Origin of the sequence: Streptomyces incanus (genome assembly GCF_042656345.1) — a bacterium.
Taxonomy (GTDB): Bacteria; Actinomycetota; Actinomycetes; order Streptomycetales; family Streptomycetaceae; genus Streptomyces; species Streptomyces incanus.
Genome location: NZ_JBHSPC010000101.1, coordinates 1 through 21,007 on the forward strand (window position 1 = coordinate 1; position 21,007 = coordinate 21,007).

Below are 21,007 nucleotides of genomic sequence, written 5' to 3' on the forward strand. Positions count from 1 at the left end.
ACCCCGCCGACGCCCTACGCGAACTCGGTCTCACCCGATGAGCACGCATCACGCCTGGCGTGTACGGCTGACCGCGGCGTCGGCATTGACCGCTGGGATGGCTGGCGGCGTGGTGCCGAGGCTTGTCCTGCGTTCGCGGCCCGCGGCCTGTGCCTGACGGGTGCCGGTTGCGTGGGCGAGGTTCTCGGAGAGGTCGGCCAGCAGTGAGCTGGGGGTGTACGGGGACGCGGTGAGGGTCCAGGTGGCGCGGTCGAGATTCGGGCCGGCCCAGACGGTCCAGGTGGCGAGAGTTGGGTTGGGCTGCTGGGTGGCGAAGGCATCGAACTGGACTCCCGCGTCTCCAGCGGGGGACGTCCAGCGGATCCATCGCCCGTCCACCGTGGGCGCTGTCACATTATTGTGTGCGTGGGTCTCTGACGGCGCGTCGGGGCGTGGTGGGGGCCGGGTTCCGGGCCGGTGCTCAGGCCTCGGCGGGCCGGCCGGCGGCGCCGGTGATCTGGTCCCAGATGGCGAAGCGGGTGGTCATCTCGGTGCGGTAGTGGGCGGCGGTCATCAGGTGGCGGCGGGGCCGGAAGTGGGGTGAGATGCCGCTGAACGCGGACAGGAACCGCTGGGCTCCGCCGACGGAGCGGAAGCCCTTCATCGCGTGTTCGCGCTGCCGGGTGGGCTGATGACTGTTCTCCGCCCGGTTGTTCAAGCCCTTGTGCGAACGGTGCCCGGCCGACGGCATGACCTCGCGGTGGGCGGCCGCGTAGGAGCGCAGCTTGTCCGTGACGACCACCCGCGGCACCGAGCGGGTCTTCTTGAGCAGTCTGCGGAAGAACCGCCGGGCAGCAGCGGTGTCCCGGCGGCTCTGCACCAGGACGTCCAGCACCATCCCGTCCTGGTCGACGGCCCGCCACAGGTATTTCTGCTCGCCGTTGATCTTGATGAAGGCCTTGTCCAGGTGCCATGTGTCGCCGGGCCGGGGCTGCCGGCGGCGCAGGCCGTTGGCGTACTGCTGACCGAACTTCAGGCACCAGCGGCGGATCGTCTCGTACGAGACGACGACACCGCGCTGGAGCATGAGCTCCCCGGCTTCGCGGAACGACAGCGGGAAGCGGTGGTACCGCCACACGCAGTGGGAGATGATCTCGACCGGGTACCGGTGCCCCTGGTACGACGGTAGCGCGCTGTCCACGGACGATCCCTCCCAGCATGACCAACCAGAAGATCATTCCACCCGGTTGGTCAACGTGACAGTGCCCCATGAAGCCGCCGGCGTAGTTGGACAGCAGGACGTACAGGAGGTACCAGGCGGCAAAGGCGATGGTCAGCGGGAAGGCGAAGGAGCGGTAGGAGCGGCGCAGTTCACCGAACTCCGCGCTGCCTTGCACCGTGACGAACTCCTCGGCGGACGGGAGTGGGGCCTAGGTCTTCGAGGGTGGCGGTGTCTCGGTGGCCACTTCGGTCTCCTCGCTTGTCGGATGTGGTTGGGGCGGGGTTTCGATCGTGCTGGGGCTCCCCGCCACAAGGTCCACGGCGCCGCGCGGTGACCGGTTCAAGTCCTGTGCGTTCTTTCGCAACCAGTCTGAACAAGTTATTAACAAGTTATTGCAGGTCGGGGAGGTGGCGGGATAGCTTCACCGTGCACACGCACCACTCGTCACGTACCTGCCCCGGCCAACACCTGTGCCCCGGGCGGGTTCTGTACCCGGATGATGTGGAGACCCTATGGCTCATCTGCGTTCCCGGCGCAGACTCGCACTGGCCGTACCGGTCGTGCTGTCGCTGACCGCGTCGCTCGGCTTCCTGCCCTCGGCGGCGTCGGCGGCGCCCCACACGTCCTCGGTCACGCAGGCGAAGGACGCGGCCACCCTGACGTACGTCGTCAACACCAAGACCAACCGTCAGGTGGTCGAAAAGGTGGAGCGGGCGATATCCGCGGCCGACGGGACCGTCGTGGTGACGTACGACAGGATCGGTGTGATCGTCGTCCGCTCCGCGAACCCGGACTTCGCCAAGTCCATCCGCAACGTCCCCGGAGTGGACTCGGCGGGCGCCACCCGTACCGCGCCGCTGAGCGCGTCGGCGACGACGGACGTGGGCTCGGCGCAGTACCTGTCCAAGGACGAGGTCGCGCAGCTGGCGAAGGCCGCCAAGACCGCGAAGCAGACGAATGGTTCGGTGCCCCTCGAGCCGCTCGAGGCCGACCAGTGGGACCTGCGGGCGATCAGTGCCGACAAGGCCGCCGCGATCAACCCGGGCAGTCCGAAGGTCACCGTCGCCGTGATCGACACCGGCGTCGACGACACCCACCCGAACCTCGCCCCGAACTTCTCCCCCTCCCAGTCCGCGAACTGCGTCAGCGGCAAGGCGGACACCACGTACGGCTCCTGGCGGCCGGTTGACGCGGACCACTACCACGGCACGCATGTGGCGGGCGAGATAGCCGCGGCCCGCAACGGCACCGGGGTCGCGGGCGTGGCGCCCGGTGTGCGGGTCTCGGGCATCACGGTCGCACAGCCGGACGAGGACCAGTGGTTCTACGCCGAGAGCGTCGTCTGCGCCTTCGTGTTCGCCGCCGACCACGACGTCCAGATAACCAACAACAGCTATTACGTGGACCCGTGGAAGTACAACTGCCCTGGCGAGGCGGACCAGAAGGCCATTCTCGAGGCCGTCAACCGGGCTCAGCTGTACGCCCAGGGCAGGGGGACCCTGAACGTGGCCTCGGCGGGCAACTCCAACCACGATCTGGCTGCCAAGTCGATCCTCGACGACTCCAGCCCGAACGACACGACCTCGGTGGACCGCACGATCGACCCGAAGAAGTGTCTTGACGCTCCGGCCCAGTTGCCGGGTGTGGTGACGGTCGGCGCCACCGGCGTGCAGAACCTGAAGTCGTACTACTCCAACTACGGCCACGGCGTCATCGACGTCGCCGCGCCGGGCGGCGACAAGTTCCAGATCCCCGACACCCCGTCGGGTAACGGCCGCATCCTGTCCACGATGCCGAACGGCGAGTACGCGTACCTGCAGGGGACCTCGATGGCCGCCCCGCACGTCGCCGGTGTCGCCGCGCTGCTGAAGTCGACGCATCCGCAGGCGACGCCCGCCCAGCTGCTGGCCCTTCTCAAGGCCCAGGCCGACAACCCGGGATGCCCCGTCGAGCCCTACGACCCCGACGGCAATGGGATCGTCGAGTTGTTCTGCAAGGGCAACAAGAACCACAACGGTTTCTACGGCTCCGGCATCGTCAACGCGCTCCGCGCAGTCAAGTAACGGGCCCTGCCCGCCACTTCCACAGACCCCCCCCACGCCCGCATGCCCTCGCGCATGCCATCACGCAATGGCTCAACACACTGGAGTTCTCATGAGCGCACGCCTCAAGCGGCGTACCGTCACCATTCCGCTCGGAATGGCCGTCGCCTCCGCTCTCGCCTTCCTGCCGAACGTCGCGTCCGCCACCGAGGCCGGTCCGCAGGCGTCCGCCGCTCAGAGCGTCTCTGCCACCGGAGAGGCTCTGAGCTACGTCGTCAACGTCCGTCCCGGGCACAGCTCCGCGTCCGTGCAGAAGGCGATCGCCAAGGCCGGCGGCTCGGTCGTCATCGCGTACGACCAGATCGGTGTCATCGTCGTCCACTCGTCGAGCGCCGACTTCGCCAAGGAGATACGCAAGGACAAGGGGGTCGAGTCGGCCGGCGCCACCCGGACCGCTCCGCTCTCCCCGCAGTCGACCACCGAGATGTGGGCGCCGGAGGTGCTCACCGACGCTGAGGTGCAGGCCGCGGCCGCGGCGGCCCCCGCCGGCCAGGAGCCGCTGGAGTACCTGCAGTGGGACATGCCGATGATCAAGGCCGACAAGGCCCACGAGATCACGCTGGGCAGCCCCAACGTCACGGTCGGCGTGATCGACACCGGTGTGGACGACACCCACCCGAACCTGGCCCCCAACTTCGACCGGGCCGCGTCGGTCAACTGCGTGGCGGGCAAGCCGAACACTGCGGACGGCGCCTGGCGGCCGAACAAGGGCGAGAGCGCGCACGGCACGCACGTCGCCGGTGAGATCGCCGCCGCGAAGAACGGCACCGGCATGGTCGGTGTCGCCCCGGGTGTGAAGGTGTCCGGCATCAAGGTCTCGACGCCGGAGGGCTGGTTCTACACCGAGGCCGTGGTGTGCGGCTTCGTCTGGGCCGCCGAGCATGGTGTGGACATCACCAACAACAGCTACTACACCGACCCGTGGCAGTTCAACTGCAAGGACGACATCGACCAGAAGGCTCTGGTGGAGGCCGTCTCGCGTGCCACGAAGTACGCGGAGAGCAAGGGCACGGTCAACGTCGCGGCCGCCGGCAACGACAACTGGGACCTCGCCGGCGACTCGATCCTCGACACCGGCAGCCCGAACGACTCGACCGAGGTGACGCGCACCATCGACCCGAAGAAGTGCCTCGACATCCCGGCGCAGCTGCCGGGCACCGTCGTGGTCTCCTCCATCGGCGCCAAGGGCATCAAGTCGTCGTTCTCCAACTACGGCCAGAGCATCATCGACGTCGCCGCGCCGGGCGGCGACTCGACCCGCTACCAGGCGCCGGACGCGCCCGCCGTCGACGGCCGGATCCTCGGCACGCTGCCGGGCGGCCAGTGGGGCTACATGGCCGGCACGTCGATGGCCTCGCCGCACGCCGCGGGTGTCGCCGCGCTCATCAAGTCGACCCACCCGAACGCCAAGCCGAACCAGGTGAAGGCGATGCTGGCCCAGGGTGCCGACAAGCAGGAGTGCACGGTTCCCTACTCCATCAACAGCTCCGTGTGCAAGGGCGGCAAGGGCAACAACTCCTTCTACGGTGCGGGCGTCGTCAACGCCCTCAACGCTGTGACCAAGTAAAAACGCTGTGACCAAGCAAACACGGCGGAGTTGAGTCGGTACCGCATAGTGCAGTCATGACTCAACTCTCCTTCGCCTGGTCCGCAGTGGGTGGCGATCCCGCCCTTCTCGGGCGGATCACCACCGTGGAGCGGGAAGGCGCGCTTACAGCGCGCCTTCCCGTACGGGAGCTCGCACGCGCGTGTGTGGGTACCTGTGCGCTCGCCGCCGCCGAACTGGGGGCGCGGCGGGCAGGACTCGCCGAGGTGCCGGCGGTGCGGGTGGACGACGCGGCCGTGGCCACGGCGTTCCTCAGTGAGCGGCACCTGCTGGTGGACGGGCGGGCGCCGGTCTCCTTCGCGCCGCTGTCCCGGTTCTGGCGGACCTCGGACGGCTGGGTGCGCACGCACGCCAACTACCCCACCACCGGGAGCGGTTGCTCTCCGCGCTGGGAGTGCCGGGCGACGTGGACCACGTCGGGTCCGCGCTCGCCGAACGGTCCGCTCAGGAGGCCGAGGAGGCCGTGTACGCGGCTGGCGGCCTCGCCGTCGCGCTGCGCACGCCCGAGGAGTGGGCCGCGCACAAGCAGAGCACCGCGCTCGTCGCCCGGCCGCTGGTCGAGCGGGAGCGGGAGCGGCTGGATGAAGCACACACGCGCGTGTTCGCGCCCATCGAGAGTTCTCCCCTGTTGCCCGCCGCCGGGCTGCGCGTGCTCGACCTGACCCGGGTACTCGCCGGCCCCGTCGCCACCCGCACGCTCGCCCTGCTGGGCGCGGACGTGCTGCGCCTGGACCGGCCGGACCGGCCCGAAGAGGCCGTCCTGCACGCGGACACCGGCTTCGGGAAGCGGTCGGCGAGGCTGGACCTCGCGTTCGACCGGGCGGCCTTCGAGGAACTGCTCGCCGATGCGGACGTCGTGGTCACCGGCTACCGCCCGGTCGCCGAGGGTGAAAGCGGGCTTTGGCCTGCCGCGTTCCAGGACGCTCAGCTGATGGCGCAGCACCAGGATCTCGACGTCTTTCGCCGCGGAGGAGCGGGCCGGCAGCCGCAGCCAACCTAGGAGCAGGCAGCAGAACCGGTAGAGCAGACGTATCGCCACGAGACCCGAGCGTGCACCGAGGCGATCCCGGAGGCCCGCGATGTGATCACATCGTGACTCCAGAACTGCAGCTCAGCATGGGTGACATGGGTTGTCGGCACGCACAGGGTCAGTGCGTGCGGCGTCGCAGTCGGCGGCCGAGGAGGACGACCGCGGAGCCGGTGACCATGCAGGCACCGGCGAGGCCGGTCACGCCTGCGGTGCGCCGCGCGGAGCCGGTGTTCGCAAGCGCCGGGCGGTCGGATCCGCTGGCGGTGGCGGCCTGGAGAATCAGGTCGGCGACGGCGTCAGGTTGCGCGATCAGCGACACGTGGCAGGAGTTGATCTCCACTGTGTGGGAGTGGGCGCGCTTGGCCTCGAACCGTTCCTGGTCCGGGTTGATGGTCATGTCCTGCCGGCCGACAAGCGCCCAGGACGGGATGGTCTTCCAGGCCGCGACCTTGGCTGTCTCGGAGAAAGCGGTGGTGGCGGCGGGCCGTTGGGTGTCTGCTAGCAGGTTCGCCTGGCTCATCGGGAGGCAGGCGGCGAAGACCGGGTGCACCTTGTCGCGTTTGAGGTAGAGGTCGGTCCCGCTGACGCCGCCACCTGCCTGGTAGGGCACGGCCTGGGTGGCAGTGCCGAGGGCGCTGGGGAAGCGGGTGGCCAGTGACATGCCGCTCTCGCCCACATCGGGCATCAGCGCCGAGATGTACACCAGGGACTTCACCCGGGCGTTACCAGCCGCGGCCGTGCTGATCACGGCTCCACCGTAGGAGTGACCGGCCAGCACGATCGGGCCCCTGATGCTCTTCAGCACGGAGGCGATGTAGGCCGAGTCACTGTACAGGCCTCGCAGCGGGTTGGCCGCGGCCATGACCTTGTAGCCCTGGTGCTCAAGTCGTTCGATCACCCCGTTCCAACTGGAGCCGTCCGCGAATGCGCCGTGCACCAGCACGATGGTGGGCTTCTCGGCGCTTGCGTCGCCGTCCGCAATGGCCGGGGCCACCGTGACCGCGCACAGGGCGGCAGCAGTGAAGCCCGCCGCCGCGACGCGGGTGCACCGTATTCGACGTCGTGAGCCATGGACCACAGATTCCGTCATTCCGGTCTCGCCTTTCTTGGGGGGCTATGGCACATCAGCTTTCATGCATGGGCGCCGCCGGGCCCGGCCATGGCCTCCAACCGGGTGAAACCGGGTTTCTCCGAAGTTGAGCGGTGCGGAGGCGCCCGCGGGCTCGGCGAGTGGTGACGCAGCGTGTCCGTAGCCGTTGGTTCTCGGCGTTGCGGAGGCCGAACGTGGCGTGGGCAACGAGCTTGATCACGCGGTTGACGCCCTCGCTCTTGGCGTTGCTGTGCCCGGTGTCGATGAACGCTTTGATCTCGGGCCACGAGCGGCCGACGGTGACGGCGAGCTGCCGCACCTCGGGGATGCCGAAATCCGCGCGTCAGGTGAGGAACTTCCAGTGGGTCTGGCCGACTTGGTGCCGGTCGTCGTCGGGTGTCCGGGTCCTGTTCCCAGCGCGCTGGTCCGCGCCGGGTCTCGTCGATGCGCGAGCGGTAGCGGGGCGGCTGGAGCGAACCCTGGTGATCTACGCGGCGTCGAACGCCCGAACCATGACTTCGCGCGTAAGTAACCGGGCATGACCGAAACGCCGTCCGACAGCCGCCAGGACGAAGCCGACACCGGCGTCGCGCTCTCCACCGCGCTGGGGCAGCTCGACGCCGGCGGCCGGGCGAGGTGTGACCCCGCGCCCCGGCGACCCACGCCGCTGGACTTTCTGGCCGACACGCCCTGAACGGGGTGAGCGAGCGGCTACAAACGGGGTCCAAAATTTTCGCGGGCGTGAGCGGGAGGTCCCGCACCCGATGCCCCGTCGCGTCGAACATCGCGTTGGCGACGGCCGCCGCGGTGCCGGTGGCGGACAGCTCCCCGATTCCCTTGGCGCCGAGCGGCCCGGCGTGCGGGTCGAACTCGTCGACGAAGGACATGTCGATGTGGGGCGGGATGTCGGCGTTCACCGGCAGAGGCATCCCGACGAGGTCCTGGGACAGCCAGCGGCCCAGGTTCGGCTCGAAGTGGCTGGCCTCCATCGTGGCCATGCCCGAGCCCCACACAAGCCCGCCGATCATCTGGGAGCGGGCGGTGCGCTCGTTGACGACCGCGCCGACGCTGTAGACGCCTGTCGCGCGGCGCAGCCGCAGTAGCCCGAGGTCCGGGTCGACGCCGACCTCGACGAACACGGCGCCGAAGGTGCGGGACGAGACACCCGGTGCGCCCGCGTCGGCGGACGCGTCACCGGGCAGGACCATCTCGCCGTTGCCGACCACTTCGTCCGACTCGGCCGCGCGCAGGATGTCGCCGTACGAGCGCCGTTGGGCGCGCCAGGTCAGGGCACCGGAGTCGGCCCTCACCCTCCGTCAGCAGCTGGCGCGCAGATGCGGTATCTGGTCAGGCAGTTCAGGGGCACCCGGGCGGTGGCCGGCGCGCTCGGCGTCAGCCGGCGCACCGTGGGGCGGTACGTGAAGGGCCGGATCCACCGGCCCCGCAACGGCGCACCTGGGGCGGAGTCGGGGCTCGCGGTGGTGGAGGTCACGGCCGCCGATGACGAGAGGTGGCTTTGTTCACGAGGACGGAAGGGAACGAAGCCACGGCGGCGGCTGCGGAACCTTCGCGCGGGGTGCGGGACGCGGGGGTGGTATGCGGTGTCATGACCGCTGCTGTCCCTTAAACGGTCATGACACCGCATACCACCCCCGCTGCCCTGTGACGCCCGCTCGCATGTGGTGCGGGGGGCGGCTCAGGCCGCTTCACTTGCCCACCGGCGTACGGCGGCCCAGGCAGTGGCGGCCTCGGTGCCCGCGGTCCTCAGCCGTGTGAACGGTCGTGGTGCTGCAGGCTGCCCTGGTGGGGGTGTCCGTGGTCCTCGGCCCAGCGGAGCTGGTCGAGGACCCACTGACGACGGCCTTCGTCGATCCGCTCCTGGTAACCGTCGCGGTCGTCGTACCGGATCCAGTGGCGGCCACCGTCGTGATCCCGCTTCCCGTGGCCGTGACCGTCGCCGCCCCGGCCGTCGGATGCACTGTGCCGGTCCCCGCTGTGGTTGTGCCGGTATTCGTTGTGATGGTCAGAGATTCGGACGGCGGACGCGAGGCCCGGGTGGCTGCCGCTCGGGTGCTCCGCCGCCGAGGCGGCGCCGCCGCCGGCGAGAAGGCCGGCTGCCGCGACGACAGTAGAAGCGATCGCGACGGCGGTCCGGCGCGCAGTCCTGTTTGGCATGATCATGATTCCTTCTCCCTGCTCACCCGGTGATGCGAATAGATTGCTTCGCAGGCATTTGCCTGCCTTCAGACACTTGAGACAGTAGCTCATTTAGTTGAACATTGAATTATCTGGGGCGTGAGGTCCGCCACCTGGCAAAAAATCGTTGCGCCGGAATATTCCTCCGATGCCCGCCGTTGGGGGCCGGTTCTCGAGCGGCAAGTTAGGACGTCCGTCCTCCTCACTCCACCTCACGGGAAGCAGCCCGGCCGGCCCGCAGCCGCGTTGAACGAAACCGCACCTCGGGCGCGTGCGTCGGCGGTGACGAGGGCGAGCTACGGGCCGTCGGCGACGGCGATTCGGCCATCTTGACGGCACCGGCTCCCTGAACGGTGGCTGCAGAGTGGCAGACGGGCCGGGCTGCACGTGGGGGTCGGCCGACCTGCGCTGCGATCATGCGCTGACTTGCCGCCCACCCCGAGGGGCGCGGACGCCCCCGCGATGGTTTACGGTTCAACCAACACTCGTCAGTGGGTGTTCAGCACCGGAACGAAAGCTGTCATGGGCATCTTCAGCCGTAACCGCACACCCGACACCAACCGAACGGAGACCGCAGCCGTGCGCACCCAGACCAAGCTCGCCGTCGTCTACTACTCCTCCACCGGCATCGTCGCCGAGATCGGTAAGGAGATCGCCGAGGCGGCGGAGAAGGCCGGCGCCGAGGTCCGCCTGCTCAAGGCCGCCGAGCTGGCCCCGCAGGCCGCCATCGACTCCAACCCGGCCTGGGCCGCCAACGCCGCCGCCACCGCCGACGTCCCCGTCGCCACACCGGCCGACATCGAGTGGGCCGACGCCGTGATCTTCGGCTCGCCCACCCGCTTCGGCAACATCGCCTCGCAGCTCAAGCAGTTCATCGACACCCTCGGCGGCCTGTGGGCCCAGGGCAAGCTGGCCGACAAGGTCTACAGCGGCTTCACCGCCACCTCCACCGCCCACGGCGGCCAGGAGACCACCCTGCTCGCGCTGTACAACTCCGTCCACCACTTCGGCGGCATCGTCGTGGCCCCCGGCTACACCGACCCCGCCAAGTTCGCCGACGGCAACCCCTACGGCACCTCCCACGTCGACGCCCAGGGCAACAACCCGGTCGACGACACCACCCGCACCGCCGCCCGGATCCAGGCCGAGCGCGTCGTCAAGATCGCTTCCGGCCTCAAGGCCGGCCTCGCCGCCGCCTGACCCCCCCTCCCGAGTGGCCCCCGGGCCGGCCTGCAGCGACAGCGAGGCCCTCGCCTCCTGCACCACCTTCGCCGGGTGAACGAGCAGACTTTGCGGTTCACCTCATCGACTTCTGGCCGTGACAGCGCAGTTCGTGCAGCTGAGCAGGGTCGGACGGTGGCACGCGCGTGGGCGGCTGCCCAGGGCGGAATGGGTGCTCCCCCCGCCCAACGCCGTGGGCAGGGGCTGTTTTCGTGCGGAGTCGGGCCGGGCCAGGCCGGCCGCGGCGCGGCGAACGCCACGGCACGGTGTGCCGCGGCCGGAAAGCCCGTCCTGCGCCGGGGAACTGCAGCAGAGCAGAGCCGCCTGGAGCCGATCGACCTGGCTGCTGCCCGCCGGGACGGGCGCGTCGTCCGAAAGCGCGGCTTCCGCCTCTCTTCCGCCCCCGTACGGTCAGGCGAGACACTGCCGGTGACCGCGGGCGAAGCCGTCGCCCCGAACGAGAATCCGGCGCACGGGTCGCTGCGCAGGGGCCGGGACGAGCTCCCCAAATGGGCTTGCCTCCTCAACCCCGGGTTCCGTGCTGCTCAGGGCTGCCAGCCTGCTGCTGGGGTACCGGGACACGAGAAGGCAAGCCTTCAAGGTGGCCACTCGGCTCCCACTCCTGCAGCAACGCCGAGCGGCACACGCCACTGTGGAGTTCGGTGGGAAGGGAAACGATGACCAGTACGCACGAAAACGTGCAGCCGGACCGGTCGGCCCGAGAAGCGGAGCGAACCCGCATCCGGGACCGGTACCTGCGGCCGAGCGGGCAACGGCCCGCCTCGTCCGCTCGAGGCCTGCACCACACCGCCCTGATCAGCAGCGACGTCGAGCGGACGATCCGCTTCTACCAGGAAGTGCTGGAGTTCCCGCTGACCGAACTGATCGAGAACCGCGATTACCCCGGTTCGTCGCACTTCTTCTTCGACATCGGCAACGGCAACCTGCTCGCCTTCTTCGACTTCCCCGGACTCGACGTGGGACCGTACGCCGAGGTCCTGGGCGGCCTGCACCACGTGGCGATCTCGGTGGAAGCAGACCGCTGGCGTCACCTGTGCGACAACCTCGCCCGGGCCGGCGTCGACCACGCAGTGCACAGCGAGGTGTCGGTGTACTTCCGGGACCCCGACGGCGCCCGCATCGAGCTCATCGCCGATCCACTCGGTGAGATGTACGGCAACAAGGTGCTGTGATCAGCGTGCTCAGGGCTGTCCTGCCCTCACGGCGCAGGCCTGCCTCGGTCACTGGCTGCCGCGCGATCACCGCTTCGCGGTTGCCGGGAAGGTTGTCCGGCCGGTGCGGCCAGAGGCGTACACCATGACACCCGCCGCCCGCGGTATGAGCGCCTCGGGCATGGGTTGACCGGCGAGCGCGCCGATTTCCCGCCCTCGATACGCCTCCTGCACCGTCGGCGCCCGCGGCAGCGTGACAGGCGCTGCTCCGCGCGGGCGTCGGCCTGTCGAAGCGACGCCGGGCTGCTCCGTTGTCACACCGACGTTCCAGGATCCCGACGGAAGACCGCGTTGCCGAAGTGGAAGTAGGGGTGCGGCCTGTCCGAAAGGCCAACGAACACACCCAGCAGTCCTCAGAGGCCCATGGCTGACCGGGTTCGTGCCCGCGCCGGAGGCGCCATGCGACCTCCCCGGTCATCCTGGCGGGCACTGGCATCCCTGGCGTGTCGAGCCGCGCATCTGCACGGGCGCGAGCGATGGGGCAACCCCTGGTGCCGCGCAGTCCGCGGGAACCTCCGCTTGATGAGTTCGGTCCCGCCCCCGAACGAGGGCACTCCCCGGAGGGGGGAACGAGCTGGAGCGGGGGTGCTGTGTTGCCTGCGGACGGACACTGACCTGCCAGGGCGCGCAGCTTTCGGTCGTCGTGTCCGAGGCGGGGGACCGCGTTGGTGATGGAACCGCTTCGGGCGGAGACCGGCCCTGGCACCGTCTCGGTGATCGCCTTCTCGGACGATGCGAAGTCGGGCGGGAACGCACAGCGGGCAGTCAGCCGCACAAGCATTACCCTGATGAAATGACGACCGGGATGATGGTGGGTCCGGTGCGCTTCAGCACGTTCGGCCTCCCCGAGGCCCAACGCATTCCCCTGTGGGAGGAGCACAATGCCGAAGCCCTGATCGGGTTGCGGTGTCGCTCTCTTCACGACCGTGCCCTGGATGCGACGGAGATCAACCTGCAGCTCCCGAAAATACATGTCGCCCGGGTGACCGGAAGCCCTCACGTCGTGGAGCGGACGCGGACGGTGATTCGCCGCATGCCGTCGGAGGCGATTGCCTGCTACCTGACCCTGGCCGGGGACGCCTTCTTCTACCACGATGACGGTGTCCGGTTGCTGCGTCCGGGACAGTTGATCGTTTGTGATGCGGACCAGCCCTTCATGCGCGGCTTCTCCCAAGGGATGGAGGAGCTGGCGGTCAAGGTGTCCCGGCCGGTGTGGCGGGACCTCGGAGGGCCGGAGTCGTTGACGCAGCCGCTGGTCTTCGATGTGGACGACGGTGCCGTCCAGGCCAGGACCCTCGCGCAGCTGGCCGGTCGGGCAGTGCGCCAGGAGTCCCCCGGGGGCGCGGACGAGGACACCCTGCTGGAGTTGCTCGGCAGTGTGGTGACCGGCCGCGAGCCGACCTACTCCGCCGTTCACCTGGCGATCGCCAAGGCTTATATCGAAGAGCATCTGTTCGATCCGAGGCTTTCCGCGGCCCGCGTCGCCCAGGGCATCGGCATCAGCGAGCGCCATCTGTCGCGGGTGTTCGCCTCTGGTGGCCCGAGCGTTCCCCAGTACCTGCTCGGCCGCCGCCTCGAGCGCGCCCGCTCGTTGCTGGCCGAGGGAGGCGAGGCGACCGTGGCCGAGGTGGCTGCTCGCTGCGGATTCGGCTCGGCCGCCCACTTCTCCCACCGGTTCAAGGAGCGCTACGGGATGCGTGCCACGGATGTCCTGCGTGAGGCGCGGTCACGGGCATGACCCTCGCCCGGCCCCGTCGGCAGGCACGTCGTGTGCCGCGGGGCCGGGACCGGTGGGTTACGTGCCGTCCGGTGCGAGCACGATGTCGAAACGCACGCGGGACCAGGCCTGGTCCGCGAGGTCGCGTCCATCGGGGGACGGCGTGCCCGGCTGCTGGATTCGGAAATCCTTGACGAGTGACTCCTTGACTCCGAACACGGCGTCACTTTCCAGGAGTTCGTCGCCACGGACGAAGATGTGGGTGACGAGGGTGCGCAGGGCGGGCGCGCTGACCATGAAGTGCAGGTGCGAGGCGCGCATGGGCGAGCGGCCGGTTGCCGCCAGCAGCCGCCCGACCGGACCGTCGTGCGGGATGGGGTACGGGGTCGGGGTCAGGCCCCAGAAGCAGTAGCGGCCTTCGGAGTCGGTGAACAGGTGCGCTCGCGCGGCGGTCCGGTCGTCGTCGTACTGGGTGTCGTAGAAGCCGTCCTCGTCGGCTTCCCACACCTCGATCCGTGCTCCGGGGACCGGCTTGCCGGCGCTGTCGGTGACGGTGCCCTCCACCCAGCAGGGCTGGCCGGCGGCGCCGAAGGCGATGTCGCCGCCGAGCGCGATCTCGGGGCTGTCCTCGACGAAGAACGGGCCGAAGACGGTGGCTTCGGTGGCGTCGCCGTATGCCTCGTTGTTGACGGCCACGGTCTGCATGGAGGCGCCGAGCACGTCCGACAGCAGGATGAACTCCTGGCGCCGGTCGTCGGTGATGTGACCGGTCCGGGTGAGGAACTCGATCCCCTTGCTCCACTCCCGCTCGGTCAGGCGGACCTCCCGGATGAACGCGTGCAGGTGCCGGACCAGGCACTGCAGGACCTGCCGGAGCCTGGGGTCGGCGCAGTCGCCGAAGGCGTGCAGCACCTGGCGGGTGATCTCAGCTTCCCGTTCCTGCTGCTCATGTGACACAGCGACGGTGGTGACGGCGGCGTCGGTCATCGCGGTTCCGTTCCTTCCCAGGCTGCCTGGAGCAGCCCGCTGATCGTTTCAAGGGTGACGGCTCGTGGATTGCCGGCCGGGGCGGCGGCGACGACGGCCTCGGCCGCCGCTGCGACGCCCTCCTCGGGCATGCCGAGTTCACGCAGAGAGCGCGGGGCGTTCAGATGGGCGCGCAGCCGGGCCAGCCCCTCGTTGGCGGTGGGGGCGTCGAAGGCGGCCGCAAGGCGCCGCTCGGCTTCCGGGGCCTGCGGGCCGTTGAAGGCGAGGACGTGAGGGAGGACGACGGCGTGGGTCTGGGCGTGCGGCAGGTCGAACATGCCGCCGAGGACATGGCAGATCTTGTGGTGAAGACCAGATCCGGCCGACGCGAACGCCACGGCGGCCAGGTAGGCGCCGTACAGTGCCTGCTCCCGGCCCTGAAGCCCGTCGGGTTCCTTGACGACCAGGGGCAGTCCGGTGCGCAGTGCCCGGACGCCTTCGGCGGCGAGGGCCTGGTTGATGGGGTCGGTCCGCGGAGCCCACATGGAGTCCACGCAGTGGGCCAGCGCGTTCAGTCCGGAAGCCGCACTCAGACCGGCGGGCAGGGTGAGTGTCAGCGAGGCGTCGTAGACGACCGCGCGGGGCAGGACCCGCGGGTCGGTGCCGGTCGTCTTGCGGGAGTCCTGGGTGAGCCCCCACACGGGAGTGGCCTCGGAGCCGGCGTAGGTGGTGGGTACCGCGACGATGGGCAGGCCGGTGGTCAGGGCGACTGCCTTGGCGAGCCCGGTGGTCGAGCCGCCCCCGATGCTGACGAGGACGTCGGTGCCGTGGGCGGCGGCCTCGGCGCGGGCTCGTTCGGCCATCTCGACCGGGACGTGCATGACGACGTCGTCGTGCCGGTGGACGACGGGCAGCCCGTCGGTGATGCGGTGGGCGAGTTCCTGCTCGGTCGTGGCGGCGATCACCATCACTCGTCGGGCGCCGAGAGCGGCGACCTCGGCGGCGAGGTTCTCGGCCGCCGCGCCGGAGGCGAACCGTACGCGCTGGGGCAGGGTGTCGTGGTCGAAACGCATGGGGGTTCAGTCCCTTTCCAGAATCGTGGTCAAAGCGTGCCGCAGCTGGGCCTCCGGGTTCTCGGGGAGGGTCATCGCGCGCCAGGCGATGTGCTTGTCGGGGCGCACCAGCAGCACCCCGCTCTCCTCGACCTCGCGCAGCTTGGCCCAGTCGTAGTAGAGGTCGGTGACCTCGCGGCCCGGGCCGATGACGACGGTCGCCAACGGTATGCCGAGCTCTTGGCCGACCTTCTCGGCGGCCTGTCCCCAGTCCTCGCCCGCTATGCCGGTGACGAGCGTCCACCGGGTGTAGGGGGCGAGGTCCATCATCGCCTGCTTGCGTGCGCGGTCACCGACCCAGGCATGCGGCAGGCGCGCGCCCGGCACGGTGGACATCTCGTAGTAGAGGTCGGGGTCCCGCGCCGGGACGGGGGGCGTGGTCCCGTCGGAGAGGATGGCCGAGGAGGTGTAGTGCTGGCCGAGTTCGACGCCGTGCGCGTTGAACTCGTAGTTCTTCAGCTCCATCGCCCGCACCAGGGCGGCCCGCTTGGCGGCGCCGGCGGGGGTGCTGGCCTTGCGCTCCTCGATGGCGGCCGCCATCTCGGTCTCGGTCGTGGCGTCGAGGAGACCCAGGGCCTTGAAGATGTCCACGAACTCGCGGCTGGACTTGTTGGCCCGCTTGACGATGCGCTCCGCGACGGGCGCCCGTTCGGTGCTGTAGGTGTCCAGCAGCGCGGGGGACGCGTGTCCCTGCAGCACGGCGGCGAGCTTCCAGGCGAGGTTGTAGGAGTCCTGGACCGAGGTGTTGGAGCCCAGGCCGTTGCTCGGCGGGTGCCGGTGTACGGCGTCGCCCACACAGAACACCCGCCCGAGGTGCAGGCGCGTGGCGTACATCTCGTTGTTGCCCCACAGACTGGTGCCGGTGATCTCGACGTCCAGGTCCGGCATGCCGAGGAGGTTTCGCACGATCTCGGTCGCGGCCTCCTCGTCGATGTGCGGGGGCTCCTCGGCGATGTCGTAGCCCCACACGATCAGCCACTCGTTCCAGGGGCGGACCATCCGGACCAGGCCGGCGCCGATGCCTCCCACATGGGAACCCGGCTGGATGACCCAGTACAGGACGGAGGGCCGGTGGGATACGAAGGAGGCGATGTCGGCCTTGAAGGTGATGTTCATCGAGCCCGCGATGTCCATCGCGCCCTCGAAGGGCAGCCCGATGTCAGCGGCCACCTTCGAGCGGGCCCCGTCGGCACCGATCAGGTACTTGGCCCGGATGCTGTATCGCTGCCCGGTCAAGCGGTCAAGGACCTCCACGGTGACCCCGTCGGCGTCCTGGAAGTGGGAAAGGTACTCGGTGGAGAACCGCGTCTGGGCCCCGCGCTGCGTCGCGTTCCTGACCAGGATCGGCTCCAGGTAGGTCTGCGGGATGTCGACGGTCAGGCACGGAGAGGCGAGCCGGTAGTCGGCCTCCCGGTCGGGTCGGGTGCCCCAGGTGTGGATGCGGCCGATCTCCTCCCCGGCGATGCTCGTGCAGAACACGGTGTCGCCCACGAGGGCGTGCTCGGTGGCATCCGCCAGCACCTGGTCCTAGATGCCGAGATCGCGGAAGACCTCCATCGAACGTTGGTTGGTGATGTGCGCGCGAGGCGTATTCGCCGTCCACCGGTACTTGGTGATCATGATGTTGTCGACGCCGAGCGTCGAGAGCAGCAGGGCGGCGGTGGCACCCGCGGGACCGGAGCCCACGACCACGACCTCGGTGGTCACGGTCGAACCGGTCGGCAGCTCAGTCTCGGGTGTCCCGTCGTTGAATCCCGGCATCCTGATGCACCTCTCTTCGGACCGGCGTCGTTGCCGGTGACGTCAGTGTCGGAACGACCCGACGGACACGGAACCCGCCAGGACCGATGTTGGCGGTAACAGGAAGACATGGCGGATCTGCAAAGGGCCGCGTGCACGGCTGCGGCCTACGCTCCTTCGTCGCTCTCGTCGCTCTCGTCGCTCTCGTCGCTCCGGTGGACGACTTCACGACCACCGGTCCGTCCTCCGGGCCCGGTTCCAGGGCGAGCGCATCGTCCCTCGCCAGCCCGGCAGTGGGAGCGAGGCGGTCGCCCAGAGGACGCGCGCGGACGTCGTGCGACATAGTGCCGCTGCCGGATCCTCTCGGTTTCTGCGTCCATCAGCCAATGGCCGACAGCAGGGTTCGTTCAGCGCTTCGCACACTGGTCGGCGAAGTCGTCGCGGGTCTTGGCAGCCTGCCCCATCGTGAGCTGAACCCGGCCTTCGAACACCTGGGCATGCCCGGGTTGTGCGCCTCAACGGCACCGGCTGCCCGTACTCATCGCCGCCTCTGCCCACCGTGGGCTCGTTCCGCCGCGTGCCGGAAGCGAGCCGTGCCCCTGGCGTTCCCGGTCACTGCGGCGTACACCGACACCCCTGGCGCGCCGAGCCGCGCCCGTACCGGCACAAGGATGCGGAATGCCTCGGGGTGCCGCGCAGCCGCACGGAACCCATCCTTGATGCACTCGGGGAAAGACACGAGGAAAGAGGTCTTGTGATGAGCGGACCGGTCAGTACGGTCGATGCGCCTGTCGATCAGGCCGACTCCGGCCATCCCGAACCGCCCTGCCTGGAGGTGAGCGACAGCCGGGAGGCGACCGTCGGCGCGATCCGGGTGCGCCGGGCCCTGCCCCGCCGGGGCCGGCGCACGGTGGGTGCCTGGTGCTTCGCCGACCATATGGGGCCGGCCGACGTCACCGAGAACAGCGGCCTGGATATCGGCCCGCACCCCCACATCGGCCTGCAGACCGTCACCTGGCTGACCGACGGCCAGGTCCTGCACCGCGACAGCCTCGGCTCCGAGCAGGTCATCAAGCCGGGCCAGCTCAACCTGATGACTTCCGGCAGCGCCGTCTCCCACGCGGAGGAGGCCACCGGCCACTACCGCGGCACCCTGGAGGGCATCCAGATGTGGACCGCCCTCCCGGAGGCCACCCGGCACGGCGCACCGGCGTTCGAGCACCACGCGGAGCTGCCGCGGGCCGACCTCGACGGCCAGGCCGGCGCCGCGACCGTCCTGATCGGCGACTTCGGCGGCCTGACCAGCCCGGCCCGCCACGACACCCCGCTCGTCGGCGTCGAGCTGGACCTGCGGGCCCCGGCCACGGTCCCCCTGCGCCCCGACTGGGAGTACGCGCTCGTCGTCCTCCAGGGTGCCGTCGCCGTCCACGGGCAGCCCCTGCACCCCGGGCGGCTCGGCTACCTCGGCGAAGGACGCGACGAGCTCCCCCTGGACGTGCGCGAGCCCACCCGGGTCATGCTCCTGGGCGGTGAACCCTTCCCCGAGCCGATCCTCATGTGGTGGAACTTCGTCGGCCGCGACCGCGAGGAGATCGACGCCGCCTACGCCTCCTGGGCCCGCCAGGACGACCGTTTCGGCCGCGTGGCGTCCTCCCTGCCCCTCATCCCGGCCAAGGCCCCCTTCTGGCAGCAGGCCCCGGGAAACCGATGAGTACGACACCGCCCGGGGACCGGGTGTGGGGAGCCGGCCCGGGCAGGGGTGTGGGGCGGTCGGCCGGGTGCCCGGCGGCGGCTCCCGGAGGGGCGGGGGCGGGCCGTCCGGCGGACGTGGTTCCTCCTTCGGCGTGTGCGTGCCGGCGGGTCAGGAGGGGCCGATCTGTGCCCAGCGGATGCATCCGCGCCGATCGCGGCGGGGATCGGTACCCCACAGGGAGGCGAGGGCGGCCACGATGAGGTGTCCTCGGCCGTGCTCGTCGGGATCACGGTCGGTGTCGGCAGGGGCGGTGGTGGGTCCGCCGTCGGCGACCTCCACGCGGACCGAGGGCTGTTCGGTGTTGCGGACGAGCTGCCAGGTGATGTGGATGTCGGGGCGGGCGTGGGTGAGGGCATTGCTGACCAGTTCGGCGACGACGACCTCGGTGCGGCAGGTGTACTCGTCGGTCAGGCCCCAGTTGTGCAGGAGCCGCCGGGTGAGCCGCCGGGCCCGGGCGGGGGCGTCGGCGGTGCAGGGCAGCGACCAGGTGAGGGAGCGGGCCGGTGGGGGCGTCATGGCAGTGGTCATGGGAAGGGCCTTTCGCGAGGAGCGCCGGCCGCCGCAGCGGGAGGAACGGACGACCCGGAATAGTTGTTTAATCTTCAACATATTCGGTCGGCGGGGGTGGCGGCACTCGTGGGATGAGGCGTGCCCCACGTGACATGTGCTCGAGAAGGTGCTTGCCGGGCCGGGCCGACGGCGGGCCGGGCGGTCAGAAGCGGGGGGACCGGGCGTTGGGCACGCTCTTCGTCATCGGCGTCACCGGGGCCATCGGCTCTGCTGTCCCGGCGCGGTCCAGGTCGGACAGGAGCCGTTCCGCGTCGGTGACCAGCGATCCGTAGATGTGCCAGGCTCCGGGTTCGGTCAGGGCGCCGCGTGCCACGAGTCCGGTCATGCGGTCATGCCAGCCCTGGGCCTGGTCGAGCGCGGTGCACAGCCGTCTGCCGGCGTCGGCGCGCTCCGGATCGGCCGCCCGGCTCCCTTCGGCGAAGTCCTCCACGGCCTGTCCGGCCAGCTCGAGCGTCCGGGCGTACTGGTCGGTGAACAACGACCCCAGACGGAAGTCGTCCCGGGGGGCGTCCACGGTGTCGACCAGGGTCCGGGCGATCCCTCGCACCTGCAGTGATATCCCGTGCAGGACGAGGAGCGCATGGCCGCCGGTTCCGGGCCGCCGGGACCCGTGCACGGAGCAGCGGAGATTCCAGCGCAGGCTGTTCTCGGCCAGCCGCACGTGGTCCTGCACCTCGGCGATCTCCTCCTCGAGTTGCCGCGCCCTCGACAGCCAGACCCGCGCGTAGCTGGTCCGCTGGTGCCTGCGCAGGCCGCGACCCATGTCGCGCAGCAGCAGGCTGGTGGCCCGGGCCAGCCGGCGCACCGCGGCACGGGAGTCGTCCACGTACACCGGAGGCAGGATCAGGGCATGGACTGCCGTCCCTACGACCGCCCCGGCCGCGGTGGCCAGTGCCAGGAGGACGAGGTCACGCACCGGCATTGCCGCTACGACGGCCAAGGTGACCAGTGCGGTCGAGGCGACCTGGAGTTGGTCGTCGAACATCCGGCGTCCGCGGGTGGCCAGGACGACGGCGAGGACCACCATGACGCTTCCGGCGGTGGGGCCCAGCCACCAGGCGGTGGCGATGGCCAGGGCAGCCCCCGCCACCTGGACGGCGATCCGGCGCACGGCCTCGGTCACCGAGTGGTGCACCGTCGAGGTGTTGACCACGAGCAGGGCGGTGGCGACGGCCAGGAACTGGGGCCGCCCCTGCCCCCACGGGGCGGTCGCCTGCCAGGCGAGCAGCGCGGCGGTCAGATTCTTGCCGCCGTGGGACAGGATGCGCCCGCCTTGGTGGGCGGCCACGGATCTGACCAGGCGCGCCAGCGCGGGCCACCCGGGAGGCGGGGTCGGCGGCCTCCTCCTCGAATTAGTTGAATGTTGCACGAAATGGAGAATGCCATTTTCCGCCGGGTTTGGCCAGCAGTGTCCCCGCGGTCCGGCGGGGCGCGGTGCCGCGAGCGGCGCGTCGGCGGGCCGATGCGCTCG

18 protein-coding genes and 4 pseudogenes are annotated in these 21,007 nt (G+C 70.0%); 9 read left to right on the top strand and 13 right to left on the bottom strand.

Features of this window, described 5'->3' with window-relative positions:
• Window positions 1-48 precede the first annotated feature (48 nt).
• The 3 genes and pseudogenes from ACFP2V_RS29575 to ACFP2V_RS29585 form a co-directional block, all read right to left on the bottom strand.
• Window positions 49-393 carry an SPDY domain-containing protein gene (locus tag ACFP2V_RS29575; RefSeq protein ID WP_381218365.1) on the bottom strand — a complete coding sequence of 115 codons (345 nt, stop codon included), beginning with the start codon at window positions 391-393 and terminating at the stop codon, window positions 49-51.
• A gap of 67 nt (window positions 394-460) precedes the next feature.
• Window positions 461-1,180 (bottom strand): IS6 family transposase, encoded by a 720-nt coding sequence (locus ACFP2V_RS29580; protein ID WP_381218366.1) that lies wholly within the window; start codon window positions 1,178-1,180, stop codon window positions 461-463.
• A 64-nt stretch (window positions 1,181-1,244) separates the two neighbouring features.
• Window positions 1,245-1,445: pseudogene (locus tag ACFP2V_RS29585) on the bottom strand (DUF485 domain-containing protein); the annotation flags it as partial.
• Window positions 1,446-1,713: 268 nt separating this feature from the next.
• On the opposite strand from ACFP2V_RS29585, the gene ACFP2V_RS29590 reads away from it, so the two are divergent.
• From ACFP2V_RS29590 to ACFP2V_RS29600, 3 genes and pseudogenes are all read left to right on the top strand, one after another.
• Window positions 1,714-3,264: a S8 family peptidase gene (locus ACFP2V_RS29590; RefSeq protein WP_381218367.1), complete on the top strand. Its 1,551-nt coding sequence runs from the start codon at window positions 1,714-1,716 to the stop codon at window positions 3,262-3,264.
• Window positions 3,265-3,355: 91 nt separating this feature from the next.
• On the top strand, window positions 3,356-4,870 hold the full coding sequence (locus tag ACFP2V_RS29595; RefSeq protein WP_381218368.1) for a S8 family peptidase: 1,515 nt from the start codon (window positions 3,356-3,358) through the stop codon (window positions 4,868-4,870).
• 56 nt (window positions 4,871-4,926) lie between these two features.
• A pseudogene (locus tag ACFP2V_RS29600) lies at window positions 4,927-5,822 on the top strand (CoA transferase); the annotation flags it as partial.
• Window positions 5,823-6,057: 235 nt separating this feature from the next.
• On the opposite strand, the gene ACFP2V_RS29605 reads toward ACFP2V_RS29600, so the two are convergent.
• Both ACFP2V_RS29605 and ACFP2V_RS29610 read right to left on the bottom strand, forming a co-directional pair.
• Window positions 6,058-7,029 (bottom strand): alpha/beta fold hydrolase, encoded by a 972-nt coding sequence (locus ACFP2V_RS29605; protein ID WP_381218369.1) that lies wholly within the window; start codon window positions 7,027-7,029, stop codon window positions 6,058-6,060.
• Between the two features lie 34 nt (window positions 7,030-7,063).
• On the bottom strand, window positions 7,064-7,348 hold the full coding sequence (locus ACFP2V_RS29610; protein ID WP_381218370.1) for a transposase: 285 nt from the start codon (window positions 7,346-7,348) through the stop codon (window positions 7,064-7,066).
• A 219-nt stretch (window positions 7,349-7,567) separates the two neighbouring features.
• Between ACFP2V_RS29610 and ACFP2V_RS29615 the strand changes: the two genes are divergently transcribed.
• Both ACFP2V_RS29615 and ACFP2V_RS29620 read left to right on the top strand, forming a co-directional pair.
• Entirely contained in the window at window positions 7,568-7,723 is a 156-nt protein-coding gene (locus ACFP2V_RS29615) for a hypothetical protein (protein WP_381218371.1), read from the top strand.
• Window positions 7,724-7,770: 47 nt separating this feature from the next.
• A complete protein-coding gene (locus ACFP2V_RS29620) occupies window positions 7,771-8,103 on the top strand; it encodes a hypothetical protein (RefSeq protein ID WP_381218372.1) in 333 nt (110 codons plus the stop codon).
• Here the strand turns inward: ACFP2V_RS29620 and ACFP2V_RS29625 are convergent.
• Together ACFP2V_RS29625 and ACFP2V_RS29630 are read right to left on the bottom strand one after the other, a co-directional pair.
• A pseudogene (locus tag ACFP2V_RS29625) lies at window positions 7,989-8,339 on the bottom strand (molybdopterin cofactor-binding domain-containing protein); the annotation flags it as partial. The gene ACFP2V_RS29620 and the pseudogene ACFP2V_RS29625 overlap by 115 nt on opposite strands.
• Window positions 8,340-8,793: 454 nt before the next feature.
• Window positions 8,794-9,204, bottom strand: a complete 411-nt coding sequence (locus tag ACFP2V_RS29630; protein ID WP_381218373.1) for a hypothetical protein — start codon at window positions 9,202-9,204, stop codon at window positions 8,794-8,796.
• A gap of 600 nt (window positions 9,205-9,804) precedes the next feature.
• Here ACFP2V_RS29630 and wrbA point away from each other — a divergent pair.
• From wrbA to ACFP2V_RS29645, 3 genes are all read left to right on the top strand, one after another.
• Entirely contained in the window at window positions 9,805-10,425 is a 621-nt protein-coding gene (gene wrbA, locus ACFP2V_RS29635) for an NAD(P)H:quinone oxidoreductase (protein ID WP_381218466.1), read from the top strand.
• Between the two features lie 698 nt (window positions 10,426-11,123).
• Window positions 11,124-11,639 (top strand): VOC family protein, encoded by a 516-nt coding sequence (locus tag ACFP2V_RS29640; protein WP_381218374.1) that lies wholly within the window; start codon window positions 11,124-11,126, stop codon window positions 11,637-11,639.
• Window positions 11,640-12,321: 682 nt separating this feature from the next.
• Window positions 12,322-13,416: an AraC family transcriptional regulator gene (locus ACFP2V_RS29645; RefSeq protein WP_381218375.1), complete on the top strand. Its 1,095-nt coding sequence runs from the start codon at window positions 12,322-12,324 to the stop codon at window positions 13,414-13,416.
• Window positions 13,417-13,473: 57 nt separating this feature from the next.
• Here ACFP2V_RS29645 and ACFP2V_RS29650 read toward each other — a convergent pair whose 3' ends face one another.
• From ACFP2V_RS29650 to ACFP2V_RS38755, 4 genes and pseudogenes are all read right to left on the bottom strand, one after another.
• Complete coding sequence (locus tag ACFP2V_RS29650) at window positions 13,474-14,382, bottom strand: intradiol ring-cleavage dioxygenase (protein WP_381218376.1); 909 nt, start codon at window positions 14,380-14,382, stop codon at window positions 13,474-13,476.
• Entirely contained in the window at window positions 14,379-15,434 is a 1,056-nt protein-coding gene (locus ACFP2V_RS29655) for a maleylacetate reductase (protein WP_381218377.1), read from the bottom strand. The genes ACFP2V_RS29650 and ACFP2V_RS29655 overlap by 4 nt, the downstream gene beginning before the upstream one ends.
• Window positions 15,435-15,440: 6 nt before the next feature.
• Window positions 15,441-16,013, bottom strand: coding sequence for an aromatic-ring hydroxylase C-terminal domain-containing protein (locus ACFP2V_RS38750; protein WP_461090765.1), 573 nt, complete (start codon window positions 16,011-16,013; stop codon window positions 15,441-15,443).
• 84 nt (window positions 16,014-16,097) lie between these two features.
• Window positions 16,098-17,234, bottom strand: a pseudogene (locus ACFP2V_RS38755) (FAD-dependent oxidoreductase); the annotation flags it as partial.
• A 736-nt stretch (window positions 17,235-17,970) separates the two neighbouring features.
• On the opposite strand from ACFP2V_RS38755, the gene ACFP2V_RS29665 reads away from it, so the two are divergent.
• Window positions 17,971-18,924, top strand: a complete 954-nt coding sequence (locus ACFP2V_RS29665; protein WP_381218378.1) for a pirin family protein — start codon at window positions 17,971-17,973, stop codon at window positions 18,922-18,924.
• Window positions 18,925-19,074: 150 nt separating this feature from the next.
• Here the strand turns inward: ACFP2V_RS29665 and ACFP2V_RS29670 are convergent, their stop codons facing one another.
• Window positions 19,075-19,494 carry an ATP-binding protein gene (locus tag ACFP2V_RS29670; protein WP_381218379.1) on the bottom strand — a complete coding sequence of 140 codons (420 nt, stop codon included), beginning with the start codon at window positions 19,492-19,494 and terminating at the stop codon, window positions 19,075-19,077.
• Window positions 19,495-19,678: 184 nt separating this feature from the next.
• On the bottom strand, window positions 19,679-20,824 hold the full coding sequence (locus tag ACFP2V_RS29675) for a hypothetical protein (protein WP_381218380.1): 1,146 nt from the start codon (window positions 20,822-20,824) through the stop codon (window positions 19,679-19,681).
• Window positions 20,825-21,007: the final 183 nt, after the last annotated feature.

What these genes read in the sequence shown, in the direction of transcription:
- ACFP2V_RS29590 (WP_381218367.1), top strand. Translation starts at nt 1,714, where the DNA reads ATGGCTCATCTGCGTTCCCGGCGCAGACTCGCACTGGCCGTACCGGTC.
- ACFP2V_RS29595 (WP_381218368.1), top strand. Translation starts at nt 3,356, where the DNA reads ATGAGCGCACGCCTCAAGCGGCGTACCGTCACCATTCCGCTCGGAATG.
- ACFP2V_RS29605 (WP_381218369.1), bottom strand. Translation starts at nt 7,029, where the DNA reads ATGACGGAATCTGTGGTCCATGGCTCACGACGTCGAATACGGTGCACC.
- ACFP2V_RS29615 (WP_381218371.1), top strand. Translation starts at nt 7,568, where the DNA reads ATGACCGAAACGCCGTCCGACAGCCGCCAGGACGAAGCCGACACCGGC.
- ACFP2V_RS29630 (WP_381218373.1), bottom strand. Translation starts at nt 9,204, where the DNA reads ATGCCAAACAGGACTGCGCGCCGGACCGCCGTCGCGATCGCTTCTACT.
- ACFP2V_RS29640 (WP_381218374.1), top strand. Translation starts at nt 11,124, where the DNA reads ATGACCAGTACGCACGAAAACGTGCAGCCGGACCGGTCGGCCCGAGAA.
- ACFP2V_RS29650 (WP_381218376.1), bottom strand. Translation starts at nt 14,382, where the DNA reads ATGACCGACGCCGCCGTCACCACCGTCGCTGTGTCACATGAGCAGCAG.
- ACFP2V_RS29655 (WP_381218377.1), bottom strand. Translation starts at nt 15,434, where the DNA reads ATGCGTTTCGACCACGACACCCTGCCCCAGCGCGTACGGTTCGCCTCC.
- ACFP2V_RS38750 (WP_461090765.1), bottom strand. Translation starts at nt 16,013, where the DNA reads ATGGCGGCCGCCATCGAGGAGCGCAAGGCCAGCACCCCCGCCGGCGCC.
- ACFP2V_RS29665 (WP_381218378.1), top strand. Translation starts at nt 17,971, where the DNA reads ATGAGCGGACCGGTCAGTACGGTCGATGCGCCTGTCGATCAGGCCGAC.
- ACFP2V_RS29670 (WP_381218379.1), bottom strand. Translation starts at nt 19,494, where the DNA reads ATGACCACTGCCATGACGCCCCCACCGGCCCGCTCCCTCACCTGGTCG.